Below are 24,989 nucleotides of genomic sequence, written 5' to 3' on the forward strand. Positions count from 1 at the left end.
CGATGGAACTGCCCGTCCTACTCAGACAAGGCGTCGACCGCCTTCTCGAACAGGTGCCGCTGCCGATGCTTAAGCAAGCGGCAAAGACGCTGTCGGACCGCTACCGCGCCGAGTTGCGCGACGGCCGCCTGCACATGGCCGAAGACATGGCGGTGAAGGCCTATCTGGCAACGCGGCTGCCGGCGACCTATGCTGCCGTTCGCGCCAGCCTCGATGCGGTAAGCGAGGCGCGGCCCGATTATGCTCCGAGAACCCTGCTCGATGTCGGCGCCGGCCCTGGCACGGTGCTTTGGGCCACAATCAATCTCTGGCCCGATCTCGAACAGGCGGTGCTGCTCGAGGCCGGCGCCGCGGTGCGGCGGGTCGGCGAGGCGCTTGCCGCGGATGCGATCACGGCCAGGACCGCCTGGCGGACTGGCGACGTCACCATCGACCTGGTCGATCTCGAGCCGGCCGAGCTGGTGACTTCAGCCTATGTGCTGGATGAGATCGCGCCGGCATCGCTGGCAAAACTCGTCGACCGGCTCTGGCAGTTGACCGCAGACACGCTGCTGGTCGTCGAGCCGGGCACGCCGGCCGGCTGGCAGCGTATCCTTGCCGTGCGGCGGCAGCTGATCGAGGCGGGGGCGCACGTGCTTGCGCCCTGCCCGCATGAGGCGCCTTGCCCGCTCGTCGCTCCCGACTGGTGCCATTTCGCCCGCCGCGTCGCCCGCTCGCGCCTGCACCGTCTGGCCAAGGATGCCGAGGTGCCGTGGGAGGACGAGAAATTCATCTTTGTCGCGGCCTCCCGCCATCCGGCCGCTCCGCCTCGCGCGCGAGTGATCGCACCGCCGAAATCGGGCTCGGGCAAGGTCTTGCTGAAGCTTTGCGAACAGGATGGGAGTGCTACCGAGCGACTGTTCACCAAGCGCGACGGCGAGACGTTCAAGGCCGCGCGGCGACTGGACTGGAGTGATGCCTTGCCGGAATGACCGGCAGCTATTTTCCTGTTTTGTTCTCGCCTGAGAACGGCTAAGCTCGCCATCTTGATTCGAGTCAATCGAGATTCTTTCCACCGAAAGATCCTGGCTGTGAATCGCGGGCATCAAAGTTGGTTGGTTGGGGACTGATGCAGATAAGTCATCACCGACTTGTCTCGTTCTGATATCGAGAGACGGGGATCAGGACCGGGGACATCATGGCAGAGGCAGCACGAAAATTCGGCGTGGCGGAAACACCGCTCTATCGCGAGGCGCCGAACAATATCGAGGCCGAGCAGGCGCTGCTCGGCGCCATACTGGTCAACAACGATGCCTTCTACCGTGTCTCCGACTTCCTGAAGCCCGGCCATTTCTACGAGCCGCTGCATAGAAAAATCTTCGAGGTCGCGGCCGAGCTCATCCGCATGGGCAAGATCGCGACGCCGATCACGCTGAAGACCTTCCTGCCGGCCGACGAGAAGGTCGGCGACATGACGGTGGCGCAATATGTCGTGCGGTTGGCGGTCGAGGCGGTCACGGTGGTCAACGCAACCGACTATGGCCGCGCCATCTACGATCTGGCGACGCGGCGCGCGCTGATCACTGTCGGCGAGGACATGGTCAACATCGCCTATGACGCGCCGGTCGACATGTCGCCCTCCGACCAGATCGAGGATGCCGAGCGGCGCCTGTTCGAATTGGCCGAAACCGGCCGCTACGATGGCGGCTTCGAAAGCTTCACCGATGCCGTCAAGACCGCCGTCGACATGGCCAATGCCGCCTATATGCGTGACGGGCATTTGTCGGGCGTCGCCACCGGCTTGCGCGACCTCGACCGCCGCATGGGCGGCCTGCAGTCGTCCGACCTGATCATCATTGCCGGCCGCCCCGGCATGGGCAAAACCTCGCTCGCCACCAACATCGCCTTCAACATCGCCGAGGCGTATGTCCCGGCGCAGCAGGCGGACGGGTCGTTCAAGGCTGCCAATGGCGGCGTCGTTGGCTTCTTTTCGCTCGAAATGTCGTCCGAACAGCTGGCCACCCGCATTATTTCCGAACAGACGGAAATCCCGTCGTCGAAAATCCGCCGCGGCGAGATCAGCGAGATGGATTTCGAAAAGCTGGTCGCCTGCTCGCAGACAATGCAGAAAATCCCGCTGTTCATCGACCAGACCGGCGGCATTTCCATCGCTCAGCTGTCGGCCCGCGCGCGTCGCCTGAAGCGCCAGCGCGGCCTCGACGTCATCGTCATCGACTATATCCAGCTGATGCAGGGATCGAGCGCGAAATCGTCGCAAAACCGCGTCCAGGAGATCACCGAGATCACGACCGGCCTCAAGGCACTGGCCAAGGAGCTGGCGGTGCCGATCATTGCGCTGTCGCAGCTGTCGCGCCAGGTTGAGAGCCGCGACGACAAGCGCCCGCAGCTCTCGGATCTCCGCGAATCGGGCTCCATCGAGCAGGACGCCGACGTGGTGCTGTTCGTCTACCGCGAGGAATATTATCTGAAGAACCGCGAGCCGAAGCCAGGCACCGACGAATACATCAAATGGGAACACGAGATGAACGAGATGCGCGGCAAGGCCGAGGTCATCGTCGCCAAGCAGCGCCATGGGCCAACCGGATCCGTCAGCCTCGCCTTCCAAGGCGAATTCACCCGCTTCTCGGACCTTGCCGAGGAACATCATTTGCCGGATCGGTTCGAGTAGCTTTTTGACCAACCGTCGCGCTCCGTCACACCCCCCTCTGGCCTGCCGGCCATCTCCCCCGCAAGGGGGGAGATCGGCAGTTTTGCCGCCGGCTCTCTTCCTGCGACATCAGAGATTGGCGACAGCGTCGATGACAGCCAATCTCCCCCCTTGCGGGGGAGATGTCCGGCAGGACAGAGCGGGGTGGGCCGGATCGCCGAGCCTCGGCAATTGGCAAGCGACGCGACGCTGATGGCCAAATCCCGCATTCAGTTCATCTGCCAGAATTGCGGTTCGGTGCATCAGCGCTGGGCCGGCAAATGCGATGCCTGCGGCGAGTGGAACACGCTGGTCGAGGAAGGCACGTCGGGCGGCATAGGTTCCGGCCCGGCGAATACGCGCAACGCCCGCAAGGGCCGCCCGGTGGTGCTGACCAGCCTCTCCGGCGACATCGAGGATGCGCCGCGCATCGTCTCCGGCATCGGCGAGCTCGACCGCGCCACGGGCGGCGGCTTCGTGCGCGGCTCGGCGCTGCTGGTCGGCGGCGATCCAGGCATCGGCAAATCGACGCTGCTCACCCAGGCCGCTGCCGCACTGGCCGCAAAGGGCCACCGCATCGTCTATGTCTCGGGTGAAGAAGCGGTCGCCCAGATCAGGCTGCGCGCCCAGCGGCTCGGCGTCGCCGGCGCCCCGGTCGAACTCGCCGCCGAGACCAATGTCGAGGACATCCTCGCCACCATCGCCGACGGCAAGCGGCCGGATCTGGTCATTCTCGATTCGATCCAGACGCTGTGGACCGACATGGCCGATTCGGCACCCGGCACGGTCACCCAGGTGCGTGCCGCCGCCCAAGCGATGATCCGCTATGCAAAATCCACAGGAGCGGCGATCGTTCTGGTCGGCCACGTCACCAAGGAGGGCCAGATCGCCGGACCACGGGTGGTCGAGCACATGGTCGACGCGGTGCTCTATTTCGAGGGCGAAGGCGGCCACCACTACCGCATCCTGCGCACGGTCAAGAACCGCTTCGGGCCAACCGACGAGATCGGCGTCTTCGAAATGTCGGACAAAGGCTTGCGGGAAGTCGCCAACCCGTCCGAGCTTTTCCTCGGTGAACGCCATGCGAAGTCGCCGGGTGCCGCGGTTTTCGCCGGCATGGAAGGCACACGGCCGGTGCTGGTCGAGATCCAGGCGCTGGTGGCGCCGTCGACGCTGGGCACACCGCGCCGCGCCGTCGTCGGCTGGGACGGTGCCCGGCTGTCGATGATCCTGGCGGTTCTGGAAGCCCATTGCGGCGTCCGCTTCGGCACGCACGACGTCTATCTCAACGTTGCCGGCGGCTACCGCATTTCAGAGCCGGCGGCCGACCTGGCCGTGGCGGCGGCACTGGTTTCCTCGCTCACCGGTCTTGCCCTTCCCGCCGATTGCGTCTATTTCGGCGAAATCAGCCTTTCCGGTGCAGTGAGGCCGGTTGCGCATGCGCAGCAGCGCCTCAAGGAAGCCGAAAAGCTGGGTTTCGGAAGCGCGGTTCTGCCCTTGGGCAGCGAGGAACTTGCTGGTGGTAATGGGGTCGGGGGGATCGGAGCCGACACTTTCCAGCCCACCGAGCTGGCCGATCTCGTGGCGCGCATCGCCGGCTCTCGGCGCAGCCGCGCCGACGAGCAAGAGTGATGCGGCTCGTCGAGCCGTGAAAAAGAGATCGGAGTGGGGCGAAAAACATGCCGATTACGCTGCTTGACGGAATTCTCGTCGGCTTCACCCTGGTCTCGGCGATGCTCGCTATGGTTCGCGGCTTTTCGCGCGAGATCCTGTCGATCATCTCCTGGGCAGCTGCTGCTGCGGCGGCCTTCTTTTTCTACAAGCCGGTGCTGCCTTACATTCAGCCCTATATCGACAACGAAAAGGCCGCCATGGCGGCGGCCGCTGGTATCGTCTTCATTGTCGCGCTGATCGTCGTTTCCGTCATCACCATGAAGCTCGCCGACTGGATCATCGATTCCAGGATCGGCGCGCTCGATCGTACACTTGGCTTCCTCTACGGCGCGGCGCGTGGCGTCCTGGTCGTCGCTGTTGCGCTGCTTTTCTTCAATTGGCTGGCCGGCGCCAAGGCTCCAGGCTGGATTGCCAACGCCAAGTCAAAGCCGTTGCTCGAATCGATCGGCGCCAAGCTCGAAAGCCTGCTGCCCGAGGATCCGGAAAATGCCATCCTCAACAAGCTCAATCCGAATCAGCCGGCCACCGAGACGCCTCTGGCCCCCGATGCGCCTGCAGCGGAAGCCCCTGCCGCCGGCGACGACGCCGCTGCTCCAGCACCCGACGACAGCGACGCGCCGCCGGCCGACAATACGCCCGCCACGCCGGCACCTGCAAACCCGGCGCCGGCAAACTGATTTCGGCAAACTTGCCAATCTGCCGACTTGGCGAGGCTCAAGACTGACGATCATGTGAATGCCGCACGACGTGCGTTGCTTTCGATGCGCTATGACCTTATATGGCGGCTTTAGCGGAGCTTGAGCCCCCAATGGCAGCCTCAGTGGCAGACGCAGACGACGTGCTTTCCGCCGAAGCCGACGACCATTTCCACGACGAATGCGGCGTGTTCGGCATTTTCGGCCGGCAGGACGCCGCAGCCATCGTAACCCTCGGCCTGCATGCGTTGCAGCATCGCGGCCAGGAAGCGGCCGGCATCGTTTCCTATGACGGCACCCAATTCCATGTCGAACGCCATGTCGGCCTAATCGGCGACACCTTTACCAAGCAGCGTGTCATCGACAGCCTGCAAGGCAACCGTGCCATCGGCCACACACGCTATGCCACCACCGGCGGCTCCGGCCTGCGCAATATTCAGCCTTTCTTCGCCGAACTTGCCGATGGCGGCTTTGCCGTCGCTCATAACGGCAATCTCACCAACGCCATGACCGTGCAGCGCGCGCTGCAGAAGCAAGGCGCCATCTTCTCCTCCACCTCCGACACCGAGACGCTGTTGCACCTGGTTGCCACCAGCAAGGAGCGCGACCTGAATTCGCGCTTCATCGATGCGGTGCGCCAGGTCGAAGGCGCCTTCTCGCTGGTGGCGATGACGTCCAAGAAGATGATCGGCTGCCGCGACCCGCTCGGCATCCGGCCGCTGGTGCTCGGCGATCTCGACGGTGCCTGGATTCTCGCCTCGGAGACCTGCGCGCTCGATATCATCGGGGCGCGTTTCGTGCGCGACCTGAAGCCCGGCGAAATGGTCGTCGTCACTAGCAAGGGCATCGAAAGCCTGTTCCCGTTCGAGCCGCAGAAGACCCGCTTCTGCATTTTCGAATATGTCTATTTCGCGCGGCCGGATTCGTCAGTCGAAGGCCGCAACGTCTATGAAGTGCGCAAGCGCATCGGCGCCGAGCTGGCGCAGGAAAGTCCGGTCGAGGCCGACATCGTCGTGCCGGTGCCGGATTCGGGCACGCCGGCGGCGATCGGCTTTTCGCAGGCCGCGGGCATTCCGTTCGAGCTCGGCATCATCCGCAATCACTATGTCGGGCGCACCTTCATCCAGCCCGGCGATTCGATCCGCCACATGGGTGTCAAGCTCAAGCACAACGCCAACCGCCGCATGATCGAAGGCAAGCGCGTGGTGCTGGTCGACGATTCGATCGTGCGCGGCACCACCAGCCAGAAGATTGTGCAGATGGTGCGCGATGCCGGCGCCAAGGAAGTACATATGCGCATCGCATCGCCGCCGACGCGCGCCTCCTGCTTTTACGGCGTCGACACACCGGAAAAGTCGAAGCTGCTGGCGTCGCGCATGTCGGTGGAGGAGATGGCCGAGTTCATCCGCGTCGATTCGCTCGGCTTCCTATCGATCGACGGGCTCTACCGCGCCGTCGGCGAAGCCGGCCGCGACAACGAGCAGCCGCAATTCTGCGACGCCTGCTTCACCGGCCAGTATCCGACCCGGCTTGCCGACTTCGAAGGCTCCGACAATGTGCGCACGCTGTCGCTGTTAGCGGCCGGCGGGTCTTAGCAGACGTCGCTTCAATGCTGAAGCTGTTCTGGCTGGATTTTGAAGCAGGACGCCGCCACGGTTTTCCGATGGGCGTCGGCATCACCGCAGAAGACGAGACGGATGCGGTAGATCTCGCCAAAACGCGGTTGTTTGCCAGCGGAAAATTTCCGACCGCCTACAGGATCAAGATCATCCCCGATCTCGACACCCTGGGCCAGAACCATGTCAGGCCGAATATCGGCCATTACCTGCGTCGAGGAATCTGGTTTCCAACCGGTTATGATAATAACTGGTCTCCGTAACCTTTGATCTCAGAGTGACCTCATGATTTCTGCCCTCGATCTCTCCGGCCGCGTTGCGGTCGTCACGGGCGCCTCGCGCGGTATCGGCTATTTCATCGCCAGGGAGCTTGCCGCGGCCGGTGCACATGTGATTGCGGTTGCCCGCACCGTCGGCGGGCTGGAAGAGCTCGACGACCAGATCAAGGCAGGTGGCGGACAGGCGACGCTGGTACCGCTCGATCTTGCCGACATGGCGGGGATCGACCGGCTGGGCGGCGCCATACACGAGCGCTGGGGCAAGCTCGACATACTGGTCGCCAACGCCGCTGTGCTCGGCGTCATCGCCCCGATCGGCCATGTCGAGGCGAAGACCTTCGAGAAGGTGATGACCATCAACGTCACTGCAACATGGCGGCTGACCCGCTCGGTCGACCCGCTGCTGCGGCTCTCCGATGCCGGCCGTGCTATCGTGCTGAGCTCCAGCCTTGCCCACTCCGCACGCGCCTTCTGGGCGCCTTATGCGGCGTCGAAGGCGGCGGTCGAGGCCATGACGCGTTCATGGGCACATGAGACCGAAAACCTGCCGCTCAGGGTCAACGCCGCCGATCCGGGGGCAACGCGCACCGCGATGCGGGCGCAGGCCGTACCGGGCGAGGATCCGGAAACGCTGCCGCACCCTTCGGAGATCGCCAAGCGTATCGTGCCGCTTGCCAGCCCCACGCTCAAGGAGACGGGGCTGATCTTCCAGGCCAAGCACAACCGCTTTGTCGCCTACCGGCAGCCGGAGTAAGCGGCCTAACATCACGCGGCTGTGATGCCGTGGCTTAAGGCCGCGCTTTGGCCCGGCTTTCCCCGCCGGGCCGGAGTTGCTAGGATCGTGCGACTCCCAAAACAAGCAGAGCGAGGAAATACCCATGGCGGCACCGAGCGTAGCGTTAGTCTGGTATCTGGTGATCGCCGGCCCGCAAGGCGGCATGGTCGTGTTGCCCAGCACATTCGACACCCGCGAACAGTGCACCTTCGCCATAACCGAATACCAGAAGCAACCGACGCCAGCCGGCTGGTCGGTGCAGTGCGTGCCGAGCGCCTCTCCCTTCGCCGATGAGGGCGACGCCGAGGAGCCGTCGGCGCAGTAGGACAGCGTGATCTCCCCCCTTGAGGGGGGAGATGGCCGACAGGCCAGAGGGGGTTGGTCCGACCGGGCTCGGCCTGCTGCAGCGGTTGGCGCTTCATGCGCGACAACCCCCTCTGCCCTGCCGGGCATCTCCCCCTCAAGGAGGGAGATCAGCAGCCTCAGCGTCGCGCGCTTACCGTCAGCTCCGGCTTCTGGCTGATGGTCTGGAACACCACGCAATAGCGCTCGGTCAGCTTGAGCAGCGCATCGATACGCTCCTGCGGCTCGTCGGTATCGAGGCCGAATGTCAGCCGGATGGCGCGGAAGCCAACCGGCGCATCTCTCGCCACGCCAAGCGTGCCGCGAAAGTCGAGATCGCCTTCGGCTTCCACTGTAGCGGCCCCAACCTGGAATTCCAGCGCCGTCGCCACCGCCTTCAGCGTGACGCCGGCGCAAGCCACCAGCGCCTCCAGCAGCATGTCGCCGGAGCAGAGTTCGAGCCCGGTGCCGCCGGTCGCTGGATGCAGCCCGGCAATGGCAATCGCCCTGCCCGTTTCAACCTTGCAGGCGATCGATTGGTCGTCGATCGATCCCTTGGCCCTAAGGGTAATCAGCGCGCGCGAGGCGTCGTCGCGATAGGCCTCCTTCAGCGGCGTCTGCATGGCCTTCAATGCGATCGCGTCCATTTCATTTCTCTCCCATAGTTGCCTGGCTTCGCTGCTTAACGGCGGTGTCGCCTGCCCCAAACGCAAGTCCCGGCTGGCGTAGCGCTTGGCAGGGTTTTGCCCGTATAGCCTGACGATACGGGAGCATCCAACGCCTTCAAACCCTCTCTCGCAACACATTCGTAAGGCCGCCGGACATATGGCCGATATCGCCATCCTCGAAACCCGCGAAAGGGTTTCGCCGGCATCCTGTTCACCGGGGCTGCCGGTCTGCTGTTTCGACGCCCCGATCAAGCTGACACTATGGTGTCAGGACGGGGCAGAGTAGGCTGGTGAGAGATGACGGAATTGCTGGACATGCCAGGCACAGTGGAAAGCGCCCGCGAACGTACCCTCGGCATCATCCTGGTCTCGGCATCGGCGGCCGTCTTCGGCCTCACCGGCGTGCTGACCAAATCGATCCATGCCGACCCGCTGACCATTACCTGCTGGCGCGGCTTCGTCGGCTCGATCCTGATCAGCCTCTATGTGCTTTGGCGCCGCCAGCGCTCCGGCGGTCGCGACAGCTTGCGGCTCGGCTGGCGAGGCTGGCTGCTGGCGATCGAGGGCGCGCTCGCCAGCATCGCCTTCATCTCGGCGTTCAAGTTCACCTTTGTCGCCAATGTCGCGATCATCTATGCCACCGCACCGTTCGTCACCGCGCTGCTGGCACTCCTGTTGGTCCGCGAGCCGTTCCGGCTGCAGACGCTTGCCGCCGCCGCCGTGTCACTATGCGGTGTGGCGATCATGGTCTGGTCCGGCTTCGGCACCGGCCATTTGTTCGGCGACGGGCTGGCGCTGCTGATGACGATCGGCAGCGCGCTCTACATGATCATGGTGCGCGCCTTCCGCGACACGCCGGTGGTGTGGGCGGGTGCCGTGTCGGCGTTCCTTCTGTTCGTGCTCGGCTGGTTCATCACCGATCCGCTGGCTGTCTCGGCCAGGGACGCTGTGCTTCTTGCCACCTTCGGCGCCTCGTTCGCGCTGGCCTCGATCCTGTGGACGGAGGGCACCCGGCTTATTCCGGCGGCCGAGTCCGGATTGCTGGGCTCGGCAGAAGTGCCATTCGCGATCCTGTTTGCCTTCCTGTTCCTGGCGGAGATTCCGCCGGCAGCCAGCATGGTCGGCGGCGCCATCGTGCTTTGCGCGGTGTTCGCTCACGCTGGCCGCGACTGGCTGATGGCGAGGCAGCGCGCAGCGGATGCACGACCAATCCTCGCCGCGTCCGAGCGCGAATTGGTGGTCCGATCACGAGAAATCCGGTCCTGAAAATTAATTTGAAAAGTCATGGAACCATCATAGGGCTCAGGCATTATGGCTGCGACGGGCCACCCCAAGTCCCCCCAAACCCCTCGGCCCGTCCTACTCAGAAGCCGACCGCAAGGTCGGCTTTTTCTTTGCTGGCTCAATTGGCCAAGGCCAGGTTGCCGCTCAACAACGCGGCCAGATCCTGCGCCGGCCGGTCGGCATCCTCACGCAAGCGGACGGCGAATGCGGCGACCGGCACCGGCGGCAGATCAAGATCGCGCGGCGCCTCGACGATGCCGGAATGAGCGAAGCGCGCCGTCCTCAACGTCAAGGCGATGCCGGCGCGCACCGCCGTGCGCAGGCCGGCAAGGCTGGCACTGCCGGCAGCAATGCGGTAGCGACGGCCGGCCGCATCGAGTGCACTTGTCGCCGCTTCGCGAAACCCGCAATGGGGATCGAGCAGCGCCAATGGCAGTTCGTCGTGGCGGGTGGCCAGCCCGTTCTGTGAGCAAAGCCAGATCATTGGTTCCTTGAGCACACCGACTTCGTCCCGTGTCGGCACCTGCCGCATGGCAATGGCCAGATCAAGGGTGCCGGCCTGCAAAGCCTGCGCCAGTTCGGCGGAACGGCCGACGCGCAGTTCGATCCTGACGCGCGGATGGCTGACAGCAAAAGCCCTGAGCAGCTGCGGCAAGCCGCTGTCGGCGAAATCCTGCGTCGTGCCGATGGCGACGCGCCCGTCGGCGTGCGCCCCTTTGAGGGCCAGCCACGCCTCGCGATGCGCGGCAAGGATGCGACGCGCGTGGCCGGCCAGATCCTCGCCTGCCGGCGTCAGGCCGCGCCCTCGCCCCTGCGGCACCAGCAGCGGTTCGCCGACAACATCCTCCAGCCGCTGCATCTGCGCGGTCACTGCGGACGGCGAGCGGCCGACGATCGACGCAGCCCGCGCCAGGGAACCGCCATCGACGAAAGCGAGGAAAGTCTTGAGGAGGTCGGGATCGAACATCTGCATAATTCGATATTATCAAAGTGTTTATCAAAAACAATTCGATTTTTTTGATCAAAGGACGATGGCATGATTTTCTCGACGGCAAAGAGACGCCGCTTGAAACCCAGGAGAAGAAATATGCCGATCATCAATGTCAGCGTTACCGGCAAGCCTGATGCCGCTTTGTCCGCCGCCATTGCCAAGGAGGTGACCGAACTGACGGCCACGCATCTGCGCAAGGACGCGACGATCACAGCTGTTGCCATTTCCTATCACGACCCCGAGCACTGGTTCGCCGGCGGCAAGTCGCTGGCCGAGCATGGCACCAACACGGCCTGGCTCGACATCAAGGTTGTCGACGGCACCAACACCAAGCTCGAACTGGAGGCGTATCTGCAGGCAATTTTCGCGGCATTCGGCCGGCTGCTGGGTAAGGTGCATGAGGAAAGCTACGCCCTCGTGCATGAAGTGCCTGCGGCCGCCTATGGCTTTGGCGGCAAGACGCAGGAATTCCGCTTCATCAGCGGAAGGATGAAAGCGGCATAGCTGCGATAGGCAGCCGAGCCGAATCAAACATAAGAGAGAAGGAAAAATGGAGCCGCATTGACGTTGATCCAACTTCGGCTAGGTTCTCACCCGAAGCGGCCACTGAAGAGCCGTGACGTGAGATCGTTGGGAGATGCGGCGATGATCCTGACACTGGCGCTGCTTGCGGGTCTTGTCGCGGCCTGGCTGCTGATCGGCGTGGTGGAGACGTTCCGCCTCGGCCTGCGTTTGAGCCAGGCGCTGCTCTACGTGCCGTTCAAGCTCGCCTATCGGATCAGCGACGAGCGCATCAAGATTGCGCGCAGGTCGGTGGCCCCGGTCATCTATGTCATCTGGCATCAGTCACGCATCGAGCCGGCGCTGATGCTGTCGCTGCTGCCGGAGGACACGCTGCACATCCTCGACCAGGCTTCGGCCAGATCGCCGTGGTTGGAGCCGTGGCGCGAGCTCGGCCGCACCATCGCCTTCAACGCCGAGCATGTCTTCGTCAGCCGCAGACTCGTGCGGGTGCTGAAAGGCAAGGGCCGGCTCGCCGTTTACCTGCCGGATGCGGTCGAGCCAGACGTCAAGTCGTTTCGGTTGTTTCGCGCCATCACCCGTATCGCCATGCAGGCCGACGCCCGCATCGTGCCGATTTTCATTGCCGGCTCACGCGGCCTGCCGGCCTCGCTGACGCCGGCGGACAAGGCGCCGCGCAATTGGTTTCCGCGGCTGTCGATCAGCGCGCTGGAGCCGATGACCGTCGCCGAGCTGGTGGCGCGGAACCCAGATCAGGCCTCCAACACCAATGCGCTGTTTGATCGCTTCGCCGAGGCCAGGCTTTTCGGCAGTGATCTCGACCGAGGGCTGTTCCTCGCCATGCGCGATGCGGCCGACCGTGTTGGCGCTTCGCACCCAATAATCGAGGACGTCATTGGCGGTGCGCTGAGCTACCGGAAAATGTTCATCGGCGCCAGGGTTTTGGGCCGACGGTTCGAGGCAATAACAGCGCCGGGCGAAGCGGTTGGGCTGCTCCTTCCCAACGCCAATGGCGTCGTGCTGTCGTTCGTCGGACTTTTGTCGTCTGCGCGGGTGGCAGCAATGATCAACTATACCGCCGGCCCGGCCAGCGTCACCGCCGCCGTCCGCACGGCGATGATCCGCACCGTGGTCTCCTCACGCGCCTTTGTCGAAAAGGCCAACCTCGCCGACATCGTCGAGGCGGTGGAAAAGGGCGGGGCGAAACTGCTGTGGCTGGAGGATGTCCGCGCAAGCGTGACCGTGCTGGACAAGGCCGCAGCCGCCTTGCTGTGGCGCTGGCCGTTGCAGCGCCAGGATGCAGCCAAGCCGGCGGTGATCCTGTTCACCTCCGGCTCGGAAGGCACGCCCAAGGCCGTGGTGCTGTCGCACCGGAACCTTCTTGCCAATGCGATGCAGGCGGAAGCCCGCATCACCATCTCGCCGGTCGACATCCTGCTCAACGTGCTGCCGGTGTTCCACTCGTTCGGCCTGACCGGTGGCACCATCCTGCCGCTGGTCACCGGCGTAAAGCTGTTCCTCTACCCCTCACCGCTCCACTATAAGCTTATTCCGGAGGTGGCGCGCAAGGTCCGGCCGACGGTGATGTTCGGCACCGACACGTTCCTCGCCAACTATGCCCGCACCGCCAAGGACGGCGATTTTTCCAGCCTGCGCTTCGTTGTCGCCGGTGCCGAGGCGGTGAAGCCGGAGACGCGCCGGGTTTACCGGGAACGCTTCCAGGCCGAGATCATCGAAGGTTTTGGCTTGACCGAGGCCGCACCGGTGGTTGCCGTCAACACCGCCATCCACGGCCGCGACGGCACGGTCGGGCGGCTGCTGCCGGCCATGCGCATGAAACTCGAACCGGTCGAAGGCATCAGCGACGCCGGCCGGCTATGGCTCGACGGGCCGAACCTGATGATGGGCTACATGACCGGCGACCGGCCTGGCGAGTTGCAGCCGCTCGAAGGCTGGCACGACACCGGCGATATCGTTTCGGTCGATCGCGAAGGCTTCATCACCATTCGCGGCCGCGCCAAGCGCTTCGCCAAGATAGCCGGCGAGATGGTATCGCTTGGTGCGGTCGAGATGCTGGTGCAGTCGCTGTGGCCCGAAGAGCATCACGCCGTGGTGGCAGTGCCGGACAAGCGGCGCGGCGAGCGCCTCGTCCTGGTCACCACCGCCGATAATGCCGATCCCAACGAATTGCGCGAATTCGGCAAAAAAGCCGGGGCGGCCGAACTGATGGTGCCGAACGACATCGTCAAGGTCGCGGAGATCCCTGTACTGGGCTCGGGCAAGACAGACTATGTCTCGACTAGAAAGCTGGCACTCGAGAGGCTGGGACTGAGCGCAGCCGCGTGAGGTTTGCTGTCGAAAACTCTAAAGCGCGTCGCGTTCGACCTGCCTTGTGCGACGCGCTTTGGATTCTTGCTTTTATGCATGCCGTTATCGCAAAACCGCTGCACACTTTTGCGCGACATGCATCAGAAGACCACCACCGACAACAGCAGAATGGCGCCGACGGCCATCATCAGCAGGCCCGGCCAGTTCTGCGACAGGCCGAGAAAACGGAGCCCGCGCCGCCGCGGCTCCAGGGTTGGACCTGGTGTTGCGAGATTGGGCGTCGCACTATCCGGCGCGGTGGAGACAGCGGCCGGCTCACTAAGCCGCCCGCGCATGATGGCAGCAACCGCCATATAGACGAGGCCGGCGACAGTCAGTAACGCGCCGATGAGGATGACAGCCATTTCTCCTCGTTTCCGATGGTTCTGCGCCCGATGCGGCAGCTTGCGCGACGCTGATTGCGTACTACCAGCTGCCGCTTAAAACGGACCTACCAAGCACAAACGGTCTAGCCGCCCAGCAAGTTCCGAAAACGGGGTTTTTGAAGTGCATTCCGCGGCGCCGCGCGCTCTGCGAGCCGGTCCTAAGTCTAAACGGATGACCCTTTTCGGAATCATGCACTGCCAGGTGCAACGCGAACTGGCACCAAATCTGTCAGCCAATATCCGAGGACGGCACCTTCTCGCCTTCGCGCTTGGCGCGTCTCGAATAGGCGCGCACGCTGAACGGCAAGAAGAGCAGATAGCCGGCAACCGAGGCCGTCAGCGTATACCAGGGATAGGTCATCAAAAGCAGAACGTAGAGGACGACTGCGAGGATGATCGGCAGCACCCTGTCGCCCGGTATCCTGACGCTCTTGCCGGAATAGACGGGCAGTCTGCTGACCAGCAGGAATGCCACCAATATTGTAAAGCCGGTGGCAATGAAGGCTGCCAGGCGGCTGGGTTCAAGGCCAAGCCTGAGGAAGAACAGATAGAGCGGCAGCATCACCAACACCGCACCCGCTGGCGCCGGCACGCCGACAAAATATTCGGTCTGCCACTGCGGGCGGTCGAGCTCTTCGTCGAGCACGTTGAAGCGGGCAAGCCTCATCCCACAGGCGATGGTGAACAGCAGGGCGGCGATCCAACCCGGCGAACCTGCCCTGTCGAGCAGAAAGGCATAGAGCACCAGCGCCGGTGCCACGCCGAAATTGACGATATCGGCCAGCGAATCCATCTGGGCGCCGAATTTGGAAGTCGCCTTCAGCATTCGCGCCAGACGGCCGTCGATACCATCGAGGAAGGCGGCGAGCAGCACCATCACCACCGCTGGCTCGAAGCGGCCCTCAAAGCCGAAGCGAATACCGGACAGGCCGGCGCAAATGGCGAGCACAGTGACCAAGTTGGGCAGCACCATGCGCATCGGGATTTCGCGAATGCGCGGGCCACCGCCGCCATGCGCCTCGAATTTCTTGAACGGCGGCGCCACCGGTCAGGAGATCCGCACGAGCGGCGTTGCGGCAACGCCGCCGAATTCCGCCAGCACCGTCTCACCGCCGACCGCGGTCTGGCCGACGGCGACGCGCGGCGTCGCGGTCGAGGGCAGGAATACATCGACGCGCGAGCCAAAGCGGATCAGCCCGAAGCGCTCGCCGGTGCCAATGGCGCCGCCGGGCTCGGCCCAGCAGACGATGCGCCGCGCCACCAGGCCGGCGATCTGCACCGCGGCGACCGTTCCATTGGGGCTTTCGATGACCAGCCCGTTGCGCTCGTTCTCGGTGCTTGCCTTGTCGAGTTCGGCATTGAGGAATTTTCCTGGCCGATGCTCGATCCTGGAAATGCGGCCACGCACCGGGGAGCGGTTCACGTGGCAGGAAAAGACGTTCATGAACACCGAGATGCGGGTCATTTCACCACCACCTAGGCCGAGCTCGCGCGGCGGCACGGCCGGGCCGACCGCCGAGACGATGCCGTCGGCAGGGCTGACAACCAGCCGGTCGTCGATCGGCGTGACACGCTCGGGATCGCGGAAGAAATAGGCGCACCAGGCGGTCAGGATGAGACCGATCCAGAACAGGGTCGAGGAGAAATAGCCAAGAAAGAGCGTCGCCGCGCCGAACGCAGCGATAAAGGGATAACCCTCGCGATGGATCGGAACGAACGCATTCTTGATCGTGTCGACGAGGCTCATGGGATCAGGGCAACCTTGGTTCCAAGTCCGGCCTCAATAGCGGAAACACCCCGCGGTCGCAACGCGACAATGGGAGCGCTTGGAGGTGGCGGTCGTCGCCGTCTCAGAACGGCCAAGCGAAATCCCCTCAGGCACCCGCTGCCGCCGCTTGGTCGAAATAATCCTCGAGCTCGCGCCGATCGGCCTCCGCCAAGCTCTCTTCGTGGCTGCCGCGTAGCACGCCGCCTTTCGGGGTCGACTGGAGGAGGAATACATGCTCGTCGGCCATAACCACCCAGTTCACAACCGCGCCGCCTTCCATAGGCACGACCGAGTTCGCAGAGACGACAGCATCGGTCGGATCGAACCCGGCCCTGCGCAGCAAGAGGTCGACAGCGACCGGCGCATGATAGGCTGCGGCTAATTCGAGCACCGTTTCTATTGCCTGCGCTTCAACACGGCCAAGTCTCTTGCCGACGCGCGGGGCGCCGGCAGCGAATGGATTCTCGCCCGGACGCGCGACGGACGGATCCTCCGGCGCGATATATTCATAGACGGCCGCATGCGCGGGCGTGGCGACGGCTAGACGCGGCTCTTTGGCATTGGTGCGCAGCTGAAAAGCCAACAGTTTTTCGCCCTCGACGTCCAGCACCCTTGCTATGCCGAGCGCCAGCTTGACCTCGGGCCTAGGCGCCTCGGCGCATGCAAGGCCGACGCCGACATCACGCCAGCCCGTCATTTGGTTGACCAGCTTGCCAACAGAACGATGGAGTAGCCTCGGCTCGCGCCGGGGATTGGTCACGGCCAGCTGATGGATGGCTTCTCCGTAGTCGGCATCCTCGACGATTGCGAGTTCAGGCCATGAGTTTATCCAGCGCGCCGATAGAGCGAGCATCGATGCGGCCTGATCGGCTTGGTAGAATAGACGGTCGAGCGTACTGAGCTTATCGTCAGTACCTCCTTCGAAGCCTGTCTGTTCCTCAGTCTCCTCGGGGTGCTCCGCGACCCAGGCAGCCATTTGGTCCAAAGTCGCCAGTTGTCCGTGCGCGCCCATCTCAGCGAGGGCGGTGCGTGCGTCGGCAATGACGGTGTCGAGTTCTTTGCCAGAATTATAGATGAACTGGCTATGGCCGCCATTGTTGACCTCAGCCAAATAGTCATCGGCATGACAGGCCTGCATTGCCTTGGGGCTGATTTCGGTGGAACGATAAAGGCCTTGCGAGACCATGGCTTCGACGAATTCTCTGACGGCTACAATGAGACCGAAAGGATTGTCGGCCGCGTCTTCCACGACTGAGCGCGGCACGATCACCGAAGATGATGGCTTGCCTGGGAATGACTGCTTGGACCGAGCCGGTGATACGGTCGCTGATCGCTGAAATTTCTTCTTGGCCCAGCGGGAAAATCTTTCGAACACGCCAAACGCCCTTCCTGCTTGCCACAACAGGATTTCTGCGGGTCAACGTGATTCTTGCATTTGACTTTCCCGTCCGCAAGCACCGGCCGGTTATACTTCATTGAAGAAGGATGAGTGGATGCGCACGCGCATCGCGCGGTTCCGTGCGGCTACTCAGGTCAAATATAAACGACGCAGTCGCCATCCTCGTTGTCGGAACGCAGCACTCTCGCCCGTCCTTGGCAAGACAGCGCCTCTCATCGGCCTTTCAGCCATGACGATTTGCGCAAACCCGGAGGTTCTCGGCCCATGCAGAAATCAGCAGCTAGGCAAGTGCAAGTGGTGATGAACGGCTTGGCCTTCGGCGAGTCGCCGCGCTGGCACGACGGCCGGCTGTGGTTCTGCAACTGGGGCACAGGCCAGATCATTGCCGTTGACGCTCTGGGCAACAGCGAGATCGTGCTCACCGTGCCGGCCACCCTGCCCTATTCCATTGACTGGCTTCCGGACGGGCGCCTGCTTGTCGTCTCCGGCCGCGAAGGGCTGGTCCTCAGGCAGGAGGCAGACGGGAGGCTGGTCACCCATGCCGACCTGAGACACCTGTCGAAGAGCCCGTGGAACGAGATCGTGGTCGATGGGCGCGGCAACATATACGTCAATGGCGGTGGGCCTGCTCCGGCTCCCGGCCAGCATTTCGGCCCCGGCACCATCGTACTGGTCGCGCCTGACGGCTCGGTTCAGCAGGTGGCTGAGAACCTCGCCTTCGCCAATGGCATGGCGGTGACGCCTGACAACAAGACGCTTATCGTTGCCGAGTCCCACGCCAACCGGCTGACCGCCTTCGACATCGCTGCCGATGGTGGCCTTTCCAACCGGAGGGTCTGGGCCAATCTCGGCAACGGTTTTCCCGACGGCATCTGCCTCGATGCCGAAGGTGCGGCGTGGTATGCCGATGTTCCGAACCGGCATTGCGTGCGGGTGCGCGAGGGCGGCGCGATGCTCGAAAGCGTCGACGTCGATCGCGGCTGCTTTGCCTGCATGCTCGGCGGCAGCGAGAGAAAAACGCTGTTCATCGTCGCCGCCGAATGGCGCGGCTTCGAACATATGATCAGCGATGCCCGTACCGGCCAAGTGCTCAGCGTCGAGGCTATCGCGCCGGGCGCCGGCTGGCCGTAGAGAGCTTACATCCCGGGGATCCGCCGATAGTTGGCGATATCGGCCTTGACGCCAAGTCGCGCAATGGTCTCCTGAGGATTGAAGCCGCTGCGCTCATGCGCAGCCTTGATGATCGACACGACCTTGTCGACAGCGGCCTGCCCTTCCCATTCGACAATGGTCACGAGGTTGAACTCGCCCGGCCCCGAGAATTGCTCGAGCAGGAAATCCTGGACGAACCCTTGCTGCTGGCGCAGCAATTCATGCGTCATCCGGACCTTGGCAAGAATCTCCTCGCGGGCGTTGGCCGGAACGACAAACTTGTCCACCCGGAATACGCTGCCGCCACTGACTGCCTGATTTATCCCATTCATATCGATTGTCTCCGTTTTGAACGACGCATCTTGCTGCGATCCAAAACGGCCTACGATCTCAACTTAAGTTGAGGTCAAGCACGAATTTTCAGCTCACCTCGGAGGTGCGGCGGCGGACGACGACGCCGAACTCGTCGCTTTCGCGGGCAATGCGCAGCCGCTCCTCGGCCTCGCTTGCCTCGCGCTGACGGTCCCACATCGACGCATAAAGGCCGCGCTTGGCTATCAAGGCGACATGGGTGCCGCGCTCGGCGATCTGGCCATCCTGCAGGACGATGATCTCGTCGGCCGAAATCACCGTCGACAGCCGGTGGGCGATGACGATGGTGGTGCGGCCCTGGCTGACCAGGTCGAGTGCCGCCTGGATCTCCTGCTCGGTGTGGCTGTCCAGCGCCGAGGTCGCCTCGTCGAGCATCAGGATCGGCGGCGCCTTCAAGATGGTGCGGGCAATCGCCACCCGCTGCTTCTCGCCGCCGGACAGTTTCAGCCCGCGCTCGCCGACCATTGAGCGATAGCCATCGGGCAGCCGCTCGATGAACGGTCCGATCTGCGCCAGTTCTGCCGCCTTGCGCACATCCTCCTCGCTGGCGCCGACGCGGCCGTAGCGGATGTTGTAGGCGATGGTGTCGTTAAACAGCACCGTGTCCTGCGGCACCATGCCGATGGCAGCGCGCAAGCTCTCCTGCGTCACGTCGCGAATGTCCTGACCGTCGATCAGAATCTTGCCGCGCTGGATGTCGTAGAAACGAAACAAAAGCCGTGAAATGGTCGACTTGCCGGCTCCGGAGGGACCGACGATAGCCACCGTCTTGCCGGCTGGCACCTCGAAGCTGATGCCCTTCAGGATCTTGCGGTTGGGGTCGTAGGAAAAATGCACGTCGCGGAACTCGACATTGCCGGCATCTACGACCAGTGGCTTGGCGCCCGGCCGATCGACGATCTCGCGCTTGACGTCGAGCAGATCGAACATGTTTTCGATGTCGGTCAGGCCCTGGCGAATTTCGCGGTAGATCATGCCGATGAAATTCAGCGGCACCGAAAGCTGCATGAGCATGGCGTTGACGAAGACGAAATCGCCGACGCTCTGTGTGCCTGCCTTCACCTCGAGCGCCGACATCACCATGACGACGGTCATGCCGATGCCGAAGATCACACCTTGGCCGAAGTTCAGCCAGCCAAGCGAGGTCCAGGTCCTGGTCGCCGCCACCTCATAGCGCGCCGTGGACCGGTCGAAGCGCTCGGCCTCCATGGCTTCGTTATTGAAATATTTGACTGTTTCGTAGTTGAGCAGCGAATCGATCGCCTTCGTGCTGGCTTCATTGTCGCTGTCGTTCATCTCGCGGCGGATCGAAATACGCCAATCGCTCGCCCTGACGGTGAACCAGACATAGAGCCAGACCGTGACCGCGATCACCAAGACGTATAGCCAGCCATAGGTGACGGCGAAGATGCCGGCGGTGAGGGCGAATTCGACGATTGTCGGCGCCGTGGCCAGCATGGTGAAGCGGACGATCGTCTCGATGCCCTTGGTGCCGCGCTCGATGACGCGCGACAGTCCGCCGGTGCGCCGTTCGAGGTGGAAGCGCAGCGACAGTTCGTGCATGTGCACGAAGGTACGGAAGGCGAGCCGGCGCACCGCATGCTGGCCGACCCGTGCAAACAGGGCGTCGCGCAGCTGGTTGAAGCCGAGCTGCACCAGCCGCACGGCATTATAGGCGACGACCAGCATGACCGGCGCCAGCAGGAAGGCCGGCAGCGGCGGCGGCGATTTGCTATCGCCGGCCAGTGCGTCGGTCGCCCATTTGAAGAAATAGGGTCCGGCCACCAGGGTCAGCTTGGCGACAACCAGCAGCACGGTGGCCCACACCACCCGCGCCCTCAGGTCGGCGCGGTCGGCCGGCCACATATAGGGCCAGAGATTGCGCAACGTTCTGAAGGTCGAGCCGGAATCGGCGGAAACGGTTTTCTCGGCCATTTTTATTTACCTTTTTGATTTTAGCGGCCGGAGCAGCAGGAATCGACCAGCGCGGCCAGCGATGCCGAAACATCGGCGAGCGCGGCACGGTCGATCTCATAGCGCGAGCGCTGGCGGTCAGGCTCGAAGCGGATCAGCCCGGCCTCGACCAGGATCTTCAAATGCTGGGAAACAGTGGACTGCGCCAGGTCGAGATGCTCGACGACCTCGCGGCAGCAGCAGGAACGGCTGGCGGAAAGGTGCTTGAGAATTTCGATCCGCGCGGGATGCGAAAGGGCCGCGAGCCGGACGGCGACAGCGCGGCTATCCGGCGTACAGTTCGCCGGCATGCAGTTGGCCGGCGCGCGTTCATCTGCCGCGCGGCTTCGGTCCGTTACGAGGGGGGATTCGGTCATCGTCCATCGGCGATAAACGATGACTGGCCCCGCCGCAAGCTATCCCGATGGGCAGAACGCTACTCGGCCTTGGCTGGCGCCGTCGTCATCTGGTCGCCCATTGCCTTGAGATCGGCGGGCTCGCCTTCCTTCGATTTCTCCGGCACCTTGAACACCTGCCCCGGCCAGATGCGGTTCGGATTGCTGATCTGGTCCTGGTTGGCGAGATAGATGGTCGAGTAGCGCATGCCCTGGCCATAGACCCGCCGCGAAATCCGCCACAGCGTGTCATGGCGGCGGATAATGACTGCGCCATCGGCATGTTCGAGCTTTGGAGCCACGGTCTCGGGGGTTTCGCCCGAAGGCGTTGTGGCGGCCATTTCGGCCGGGGCCTCGGTGGCAGGAGTCGGCGTAGTTGCGGGCGTTTCGGCGGCTGTTGCCGGTGTAGCCGGCGCGGCTTTGGTCGCCGGAGCATTCGGCTCGGCTGGTTTTATCTCGGCAGGCTTCTGCTCGGCCGGCGCCACGGCCGCAACCGCCTCACCAGGCTCGCGCTCGAACGGCACAGCGGCACGGGCCACCACCGTCAAGCCGTCGGCGTCGAGCGCATCGACGTGGATGGTGTAGGTGCCGACCGGGATGTCGCGTGTCGCTTCGACCAGGAAGTGGCGGTCGGGCGAGGTCTTTGCGTCACCGAGCAGGATATCGTTGGCATAGGCACGCACCTTGCGGCCGGGATCGGCGAGGCCGGCAACGAAAATCTTGTTGCCGTCGATTTCGACAGCTTCGACGACGATCTTCGGCTCCACCGCGGGAGTAGCGGGCGCTGCCGATGTGGCGGGTGCTGCCGGAGTCGGCGCGGCTTCAACAGCGGCCGGCGCGGCAGGAGCAGGCGCTGCTGGAACATCAGCCGCCGGCGCTGCGGCAGCCGGCAATTCGGTGCCGGTGGCGGGTGGCTGAACGGCCGCCTGTTCGCCGACAGGCGGCGAGGCGTCAGATTTTGCCTCAGGGGCCGGAACAGTGAGCAGTTCGGACGGCTTGCCCGGCTCCTCGACCATTGCCAGCACCTGGCCGGTGGAATTCTGGGGGATCGAAACGACGGCGGTCTGCGCCGAGGCGGTCACGACATTGCCAGCCGTCGAGCGCAGCGTGATCGTATAGTCGCCGGGCTTCAGCGGATCGTCGAGAATAATGGCAAAGGCGCCGTCAGGGCCGGCGACCGTCGAGCCGAGCACAGCCGAACCGTTGAGAATCTCGACCTTGGCGTTGGGCGCCGCATTGCCGGCGACGACGATCGAGCCGTTGCTTTCGACGCGCACGATGTCGAAGGTCGGCACGATTGCACCTGCTGCGGCCGGCGCGGCGGGCGCTGCGGCATCGGTGGACGCGGCGGGCGCAGGCGGCAGCCGGCCCTCGGTCGCCGGAGCGGCCGGTTTCGAAGCCGGCGGCGTCAGCGCCGCGACCTCCGCAGGCCGGGTAAGATTGAGATACGGGTCGAGTGCGCCCGATACATAGGCGGTTCCCGCCGCGGCGACAGAGCCGCCAGCCGCGAACAAAAACGCCTTCAACGGATTAATTGCCATGTTTCCCTGCCCCTTAGCCACCTAATTTCGGTCTAGCCTGTTTTGCCAAAGCCGACAAGAAAAAGCCCGCCCCAGGGCTTGACCATGCCAATAGTCCCTATCACCAATCATAACATGAACACGATTCGATCTGTCTGCGTCTATTGCGGCTCGTCCCCGGGCCGAGATGAAACCTATATCAAGGCCGGACACCTGCTTGGCCGCTCGATCGCCAAGTCCGGCCTGCGTCTGATTTATGGCGGCGGCACTAAAGGTATCATGGGTGCCGTCGCTGAAGGGGCGTTAAAGGCAGGCGGCAAGGTAACCGGCATAATTCCACGTTTTCTGATCAACCGGGAGGCGACCGAAACCGCGCTTAACAGGCTCGACGAGCTCGTCATCACCGACAACATGCACGAGCGCAAACACAGGATGTTCGAGAAATCCGACGCCTTTGTGGCGTTGCCCGGCGGCATCGGCACCGTCGAGGAGATCGTCGAGATCATGACTTGGGCGCAGCTCGGCCATCACCGCAAGCCGATCGTCTTCGGCAACGTCGGGGGGTTCTGGGATCCGATGCTGGCGTTGCTCGACCACATGGCAACGGAGGGCTTCATCCACACGGCGCAACGGGTCAAGCCGCTGGTGGTCGAGGATCCGGAAGCAATCGTCGCCGCTATCATGGTGGCGGGATCCTCCGTCGATGCACCGACGGAGGGCGTGCAGTCGGTGATTGATAAGATGTAGAGTGAATGGTGACTAGTGAATAGCGAAGTACAAGACCTTCCGAATCGGAACCTGTCTATCCTCTACTGACTATTCACTATTCGCTATTCGCTATTTACTCCTTCCCTACTGCCTTCCTCAAGTCTCCGATGACCACCCGCTTGTCCTGACGCCGCCAGGCGAGATGGATCGAGACGGTGCGTTCGAACCACGGCAGATCGCGAAACACGATCTGAGGCGGCGCGGCACTCCGCAGGCTGGCCTGCACCGTCGCCAGCCCAAGCCCGGCGCTGACCAGGCCCAACGACGTCAACGGATCGGTCGTCTCATAGGCTATGTCGGGCAGGAAACCGGCCTTCGCACAGGCGGCGAGAAACTGGCTGCGGTTGGTGTCGTCAGGCTGGCGCACCACCGTGATCCAGCTACGGCCGTCCAGTTGCTGCGGCAGTATCTCCGCGATTTCGGCCAATGAATCGCCTTTAGGCATCGCCAGAACCAGCGGCTCGCGCATGATGAGCATGGCGGCGATGTCGGGATCATCGGCAGAAGGAGGCGTGTAGACGAGGCCCAGATCGAGCGATCGTTCGCGCAGCGCTTCGATCTGGGCGGCGGAACGCTGACCCTTCAGTTGAAGATGAAATTCGGGCCGGTCGCGGCGAAACTGGCGCAGCATCCGAGCGACAAGCCCGGCATGGACCGCACCTTCTACATAGCCGATGGCGAGACGGCCGACGGTACCACCGGCGAGATTGCGGCCGAGCTCCTCCAGCCGTCTTGCATGGACCAGCAGCGCACGCGCCTCAGCAAGAAAAGCGCGGCCCTCGGCATTGAGATGAACACGCTGCCTCGCCCTCTCGAACAGTGCGACGCCCAGCTGCTCCTCCAGCTGAATGATCTGACGGCTGAGCGGCGACTGCGAGATGTGCAGCAATTCGGCGGCACGCCCGACGTTGCCGGTTTCGGCCACCGTGATGAAATAGCGAAGCTGGCGCAGGTCGAACATTGTTGCTTCGATTCTCAAGTCCCGTGAGGTCTCAACTTTAGCTTAATCAGTCTTGGACTGTCTGGCCAGCAGAAGTGAATATTTCCGCCATTCCAACGGCCAACATCAGGAGATTCCGATGCAGTTCTTTGCCCTTCTTGCGCGCAACACCGAAAAGTTTACCGACGCCGATTTCGCGCCGCTGCTGCCTGGCGAGGCCGAGCAGCGCCGCACGCTCTATGCCGAAGGCGCCGTGCGTCAGGTGTGGAATCGGGGCGACATTCCCGGCAGCGGCATGATGTTCGAAGCCGGCAGCGATGCCGATGTGCGCAACCATCTCGCAACTTTACCGCTGGTCAAGGCCGGCATGATGGATATTGCCGCCGTCGTGCCGCTGCAGCCATATCCCGGCTTTGGGCCGAAGCGCTGAGCGCTCGT

The 24,989-nt window shown here is 63.5% G+C and carries 25 protein-coding genes; 14 read left to right on the forward strand and 11 right to left on the reverse strand.

Features of this window, described 5'->3' with window-relative positions; all coding sequences use genetic code 11:
* Window positions 1–2: 2 nt before the first annotated feature.
* The 8 genes from NKJ46_RS21245 (at window position 3) to NKJ46_RS21280 (ending at window position 8,049) form a co-directional block, all read left to right on the forward strand.
* Window positions 3–971, forward strand: coding sequence for a small ribosomal subunit Rsm22 family protein (locus NKJ46_RS21245; protein ID WP_352667245.1), 969 nt, complete (start codon window positions 3–5; stop codon window positions 969–971).
* 206 nt (window positions 972–1,177) lie between these two features.
* Window positions 1,178–2,668: a replicative DNA helicase gene (locus NKJ46_RS21250; protein WP_023677714.1), complete on the forward strand. Its 1,491-nt coding sequence runs from the start codon at window positions 1,178–1,180 to the stop codon at window positions 2,666–2,668.
* Between the two features lie 231 nt (window positions 2,669–2,899).
* Window positions 2,900–4,318, forward strand: coding sequence for a DNA repair protein RadA (gene radA, locus NKJ46_RS21255; protein ID WP_352667374.1), 1,419 nt, complete (start codon window positions 2,900–2,902; stop codon window positions 4,316–4,318).
* Window positions 4,319–4,365: 47 nt separating this feature from the next.
* Window positions 4,366–5,037 carry a CvpA family protein gene (locus NKJ46_RS21260; protein WP_352667248.1) on the forward strand — a complete coding sequence of 224 codons (672 nt, stop codon included), beginning with the start codon at window positions 4,366–4,368 and terminating at the stop codon, window positions 5,035–5,037.
* A 131-nt stretch (window positions 5,038–5,168) separates the two neighbouring features.
* On the forward strand, window positions 5,169–6,650 hold the full coding sequence (purF, locus tag NKJ46_RS21265; RefSeq protein WP_502903425.1) for an amidophosphoribosyltransferase: 1,482 nt from the start codon (window positions 5,169–5,171) through the stop codon (window positions 6,648–6,650).
* Between the two features lie 14 nt (window positions 6,651–6,664).
* Window positions 6,665–6,934 (forward strand): hypothetical protein, encoded by a 270-nt coding sequence (locus tag NKJ46_RS21270; RefSeq protein ID WP_352667251.1) that lies wholly within the window; start codon window positions 6,665–6,667, stop codon window positions 6,932–6,934.
* 22 nt (window positions 6,935–6,956) lie between these two features.
* On the forward strand, window positions 6,957–7,703 hold the full coding sequence (locus NKJ46_RS21275) for an SDR family NAD(P)-dependent oxidoreductase (RefSeq protein ID WP_352667253.1): 747 nt from the start codon (window positions 6,957–6,959) through the stop codon (window positions 7,701–7,703).
* A gap of 124 nt (window positions 7,704–7,827) precedes the next feature.
* Window positions 7,828–8,049: a hypothetical protein gene (locus tag NKJ46_RS21280; protein ID WP_292662211.1), complete on the forward strand. Its 222-nt coding sequence runs from the start codon at window positions 7,828–7,830 to the stop codon at window positions 8,047–8,049.
* A gap of 157 nt (window positions 8,050–8,206) precedes the next feature.
* On the opposite strand, the gene NKJ46_RS21285 is transcribed toward NKJ46_RS21280, so the two are convergent.
* The gene (locus NKJ46_RS21285) at window positions 8,207–8,713 is read right to left on the reverse strand and encodes an OsmC family protein (RefSeq protein WP_352667256.1); all 507 of its coding nucleotides are present in this window, start codon (window positions 8,711–8,713) and stop codon (window positions 8,207–8,209) included.
* A gap of 318 nt (window positions 8,714–9,031) precedes the next feature.
* On the opposite strand from NKJ46_RS21285, the gene NKJ46_RS21290 reads away from it, so the two are divergent.
* Window positions 9,032–10,000 (forward strand): DMT family transporter, encoded by a 969-nt coding sequence (locus tag NKJ46_RS21290; RefSeq protein ID WP_502903426.1) that lies wholly within the window; start codon window positions 9,032–9,034, stop codon window positions 9,998–10,000.
* Between the two features lie 136 nt (window positions 10,001–10,136).
* Here NKJ46_RS21290 and NKJ46_RS21295 read toward each other — a convergent pair whose 3' ends face one another.
* Window positions 10,137–10,991 (reverse strand): LysR substrate-binding domain-containing protein, encoded by an 855-nt coding sequence (locus NKJ46_RS21295; RefSeq protein ID WP_352667258.1) that lies wholly within the window; start codon window positions 10,989–10,991, stop codon window positions 10,137–10,139.
* A 114-nt stretch (window positions 10,992–11,105) separates the two neighbouring features.
* Here NKJ46_RS21295 and NKJ46_RS21300 point away from each other — a divergent pair, with 114 nt between their 5' ends.
* Together NKJ46_RS21300 and NKJ46_RS21305 are read left to right on the forward strand one after the other, a co-directional pair.
* Window positions 11,106–11,513 (forward strand): tautomerase family protein, encoded by a 408-nt coding sequence (locus NKJ46_RS21300; protein ID WP_023677725.1) that lies wholly within the window; start codon window positions 11,106–11,108, stop codon window positions 11,511–11,513.
* Window positions 11,514–11,654: 141 nt separating this feature from the next.
* Window positions 11,655–13,877, forward strand: coding sequence for an AMP-binding protein (locus NKJ46_RS21305; protein ID WP_352667261.1), 2,223 nt, complete (start codon window positions 11,655–11,657; stop codon window positions 13,875–13,877).
* Between the two features lie 122 nt (window positions 13,878–13,999).
* On the opposite strand, the gene NKJ46_RS21310 is transcribed toward NKJ46_RS21305, so the two are convergent.
* The 4 genes from NKJ46_RS21310 to NKJ46_RS21325 all read right to left on the reverse strand — a co-directional run bounded on the left by NKJ46_RS21310 (window position 14,000) and on the right by NKJ46_RS21325 (window position 17,316).
* Window positions 14,000–14,263: a hypothetical protein gene (locus NKJ46_RS21310; RefSeq protein ID WP_352667264.1), complete on the reverse strand. Its 264-nt coding sequence runs from the start codon at window positions 14,261–14,263 to the stop codon at window positions 14,000–14,002.
* Between the two features lie 250 nt (window positions 14,264–14,513).
* On the reverse strand, window positions 14,514–15,329 hold the full coding sequence (locus NKJ46_RS21315) for a CDP-alcohol phosphatidyltransferase family protein (RefSeq protein WP_023719846.1): 816 nt from the start codon (window positions 15,327–15,329) through the stop codon (window positions 14,514–14,516).
* A gap of 3 nt (window positions 15,330–15,332) precedes the next feature.
* A complete protein-coding gene (locus tag NKJ46_RS21320; RefSeq protein WP_023677729.1) occupies window positions 15,333–16,031 on the reverse strand; it encodes a phosphatidylserine decarboxylase in 699 nt (232 codons plus the stop codon).
* A 127-nt stretch (window positions 16,032–16,158) separates the two neighbouring features.
* Window positions 16,159–17,316 (reverse strand): DMP19 family protein, encoded by a 1,158-nt coding sequence (locus NKJ46_RS21325; protein ID WP_352667267.1) that lies wholly within the window; start codon window positions 17,314–17,316, stop codon window positions 16,159–16,161.
* Between the two features lie 399 nt (window positions 17,317–17,715).
* Here NKJ46_RS21325 and NKJ46_RS21330 point away from each other — a divergent pair, with 399 nt between their 5' ends.
* Window positions 17,716–18,582, forward strand: a complete 867-nt coding sequence (locus tag NKJ46_RS21330; RefSeq protein ID WP_352667270.1) for an SMP-30/gluconolactonase/LRE family protein — start codon at window positions 17,716–17,718, stop codon at window positions 18,580–18,582.
* A 5-nt stretch (window positions 18,583–18,587) separates the two neighbouring features.
* Here NKJ46_RS21330 and NKJ46_RS21335 read toward each other — a convergent pair whose 3' ends face one another.
* The 4 genes from NKJ46_RS21335 to NKJ46_RS21350 form a co-directional block, all read right to left on the reverse strand.
* On the reverse strand, window positions 18,588–18,935 hold the full coding sequence (locus NKJ46_RS21335) for an antibiotic biosynthesis monooxygenase (protein ID WP_352667272.1): 348 nt from the start codon (window positions 18,933–18,935) through the stop codon (window positions 18,588–18,590).
* 88 nt (window positions 18,936–19,023) lie between these two features.
* The gene (locus NKJ46_RS21340) at window positions 19,024–20,910 is read right to left on the reverse strand and encodes an ABCB family ABC transporter ATP-binding protein/permease (RefSeq protein WP_352667275.1); all 1,887 of its coding nucleotides are present in this window, start codon (window positions 20,908–20,910) and stop codon (window positions 19,024–19,026) included.
* A 20-nt stretch (window positions 20,911–20,930) separates the two neighbouring features.
* Entirely contained in the window at window positions 20,931–21,305 is a 375-nt protein-coding gene (locus NKJ46_RS21345) for an ArsR/SmtB family transcription factor (RefSeq protein WP_352667277.1), read from the reverse strand.
* Window positions 21,306–21,364: 59 nt separating this feature from the next.
* On the reverse strand, window positions 21,365–22,864 hold the full coding sequence (locus NKJ46_RS21350; RefSeq protein ID WP_352667280.1) for a LysM peptidoglycan-binding domain-containing protein: 1,500 nt from the start codon (window positions 22,862–22,864) through the stop codon (window positions 21,365–21,367).
* Window positions 22,865–22,978: 114 nt separating this feature from the next.
* Here NKJ46_RS21350 and NKJ46_RS21355 point away from each other — a divergent pair, with 114 nt between their 5' ends.
* A complete protein-coding gene (locus NKJ46_RS21355; RefSeq protein WP_254820219.1) occupies window positions 22,979–23,590 on the forward strand; it encodes an LOG family protein in 612 nt (203 codons plus the stop codon).
* 94 nt (window positions 23,591–23,684) lie between these two features.
* Here NKJ46_RS21355 and NKJ46_RS21360 read toward each other — a convergent pair whose 3' ends face one another.
* Window positions 23,685–24,572, reverse strand: a complete 888-nt coding sequence (locus NKJ46_RS21360; protein WP_352667283.1) for a LysR family transcriptional regulator — start codon at window positions 24,570–24,572, stop codon at window positions 23,685–23,687.
* A gap of 118 nt (window positions 24,573–24,690) precedes the next feature.
* Between NKJ46_RS21360 and NKJ46_RS21365 the strand changes: the two genes are divergently transcribed.
* On the forward strand, window positions 24,691–24,981 hold the full coding sequence (locus tag NKJ46_RS21365; RefSeq protein ID WP_352490924.1) for a muconolactone Delta-isomerase family protein: 291 nt from the start codon (window positions 24,691–24,693) through the stop codon (window positions 24,979–24,981).
* Window positions 24,982–24,989 lie beyond the last annotated feature (8 nt).

This window comes from Mesorhizobium sp. M0166 (assembly GCF_040322255.1).
Taxonomy (GTDB): domain Bacteria; phylum Pseudomonadota; class Alphaproteobacteria; order Rhizobiales; family Rhizobiaceae; genus Mesorhizobium.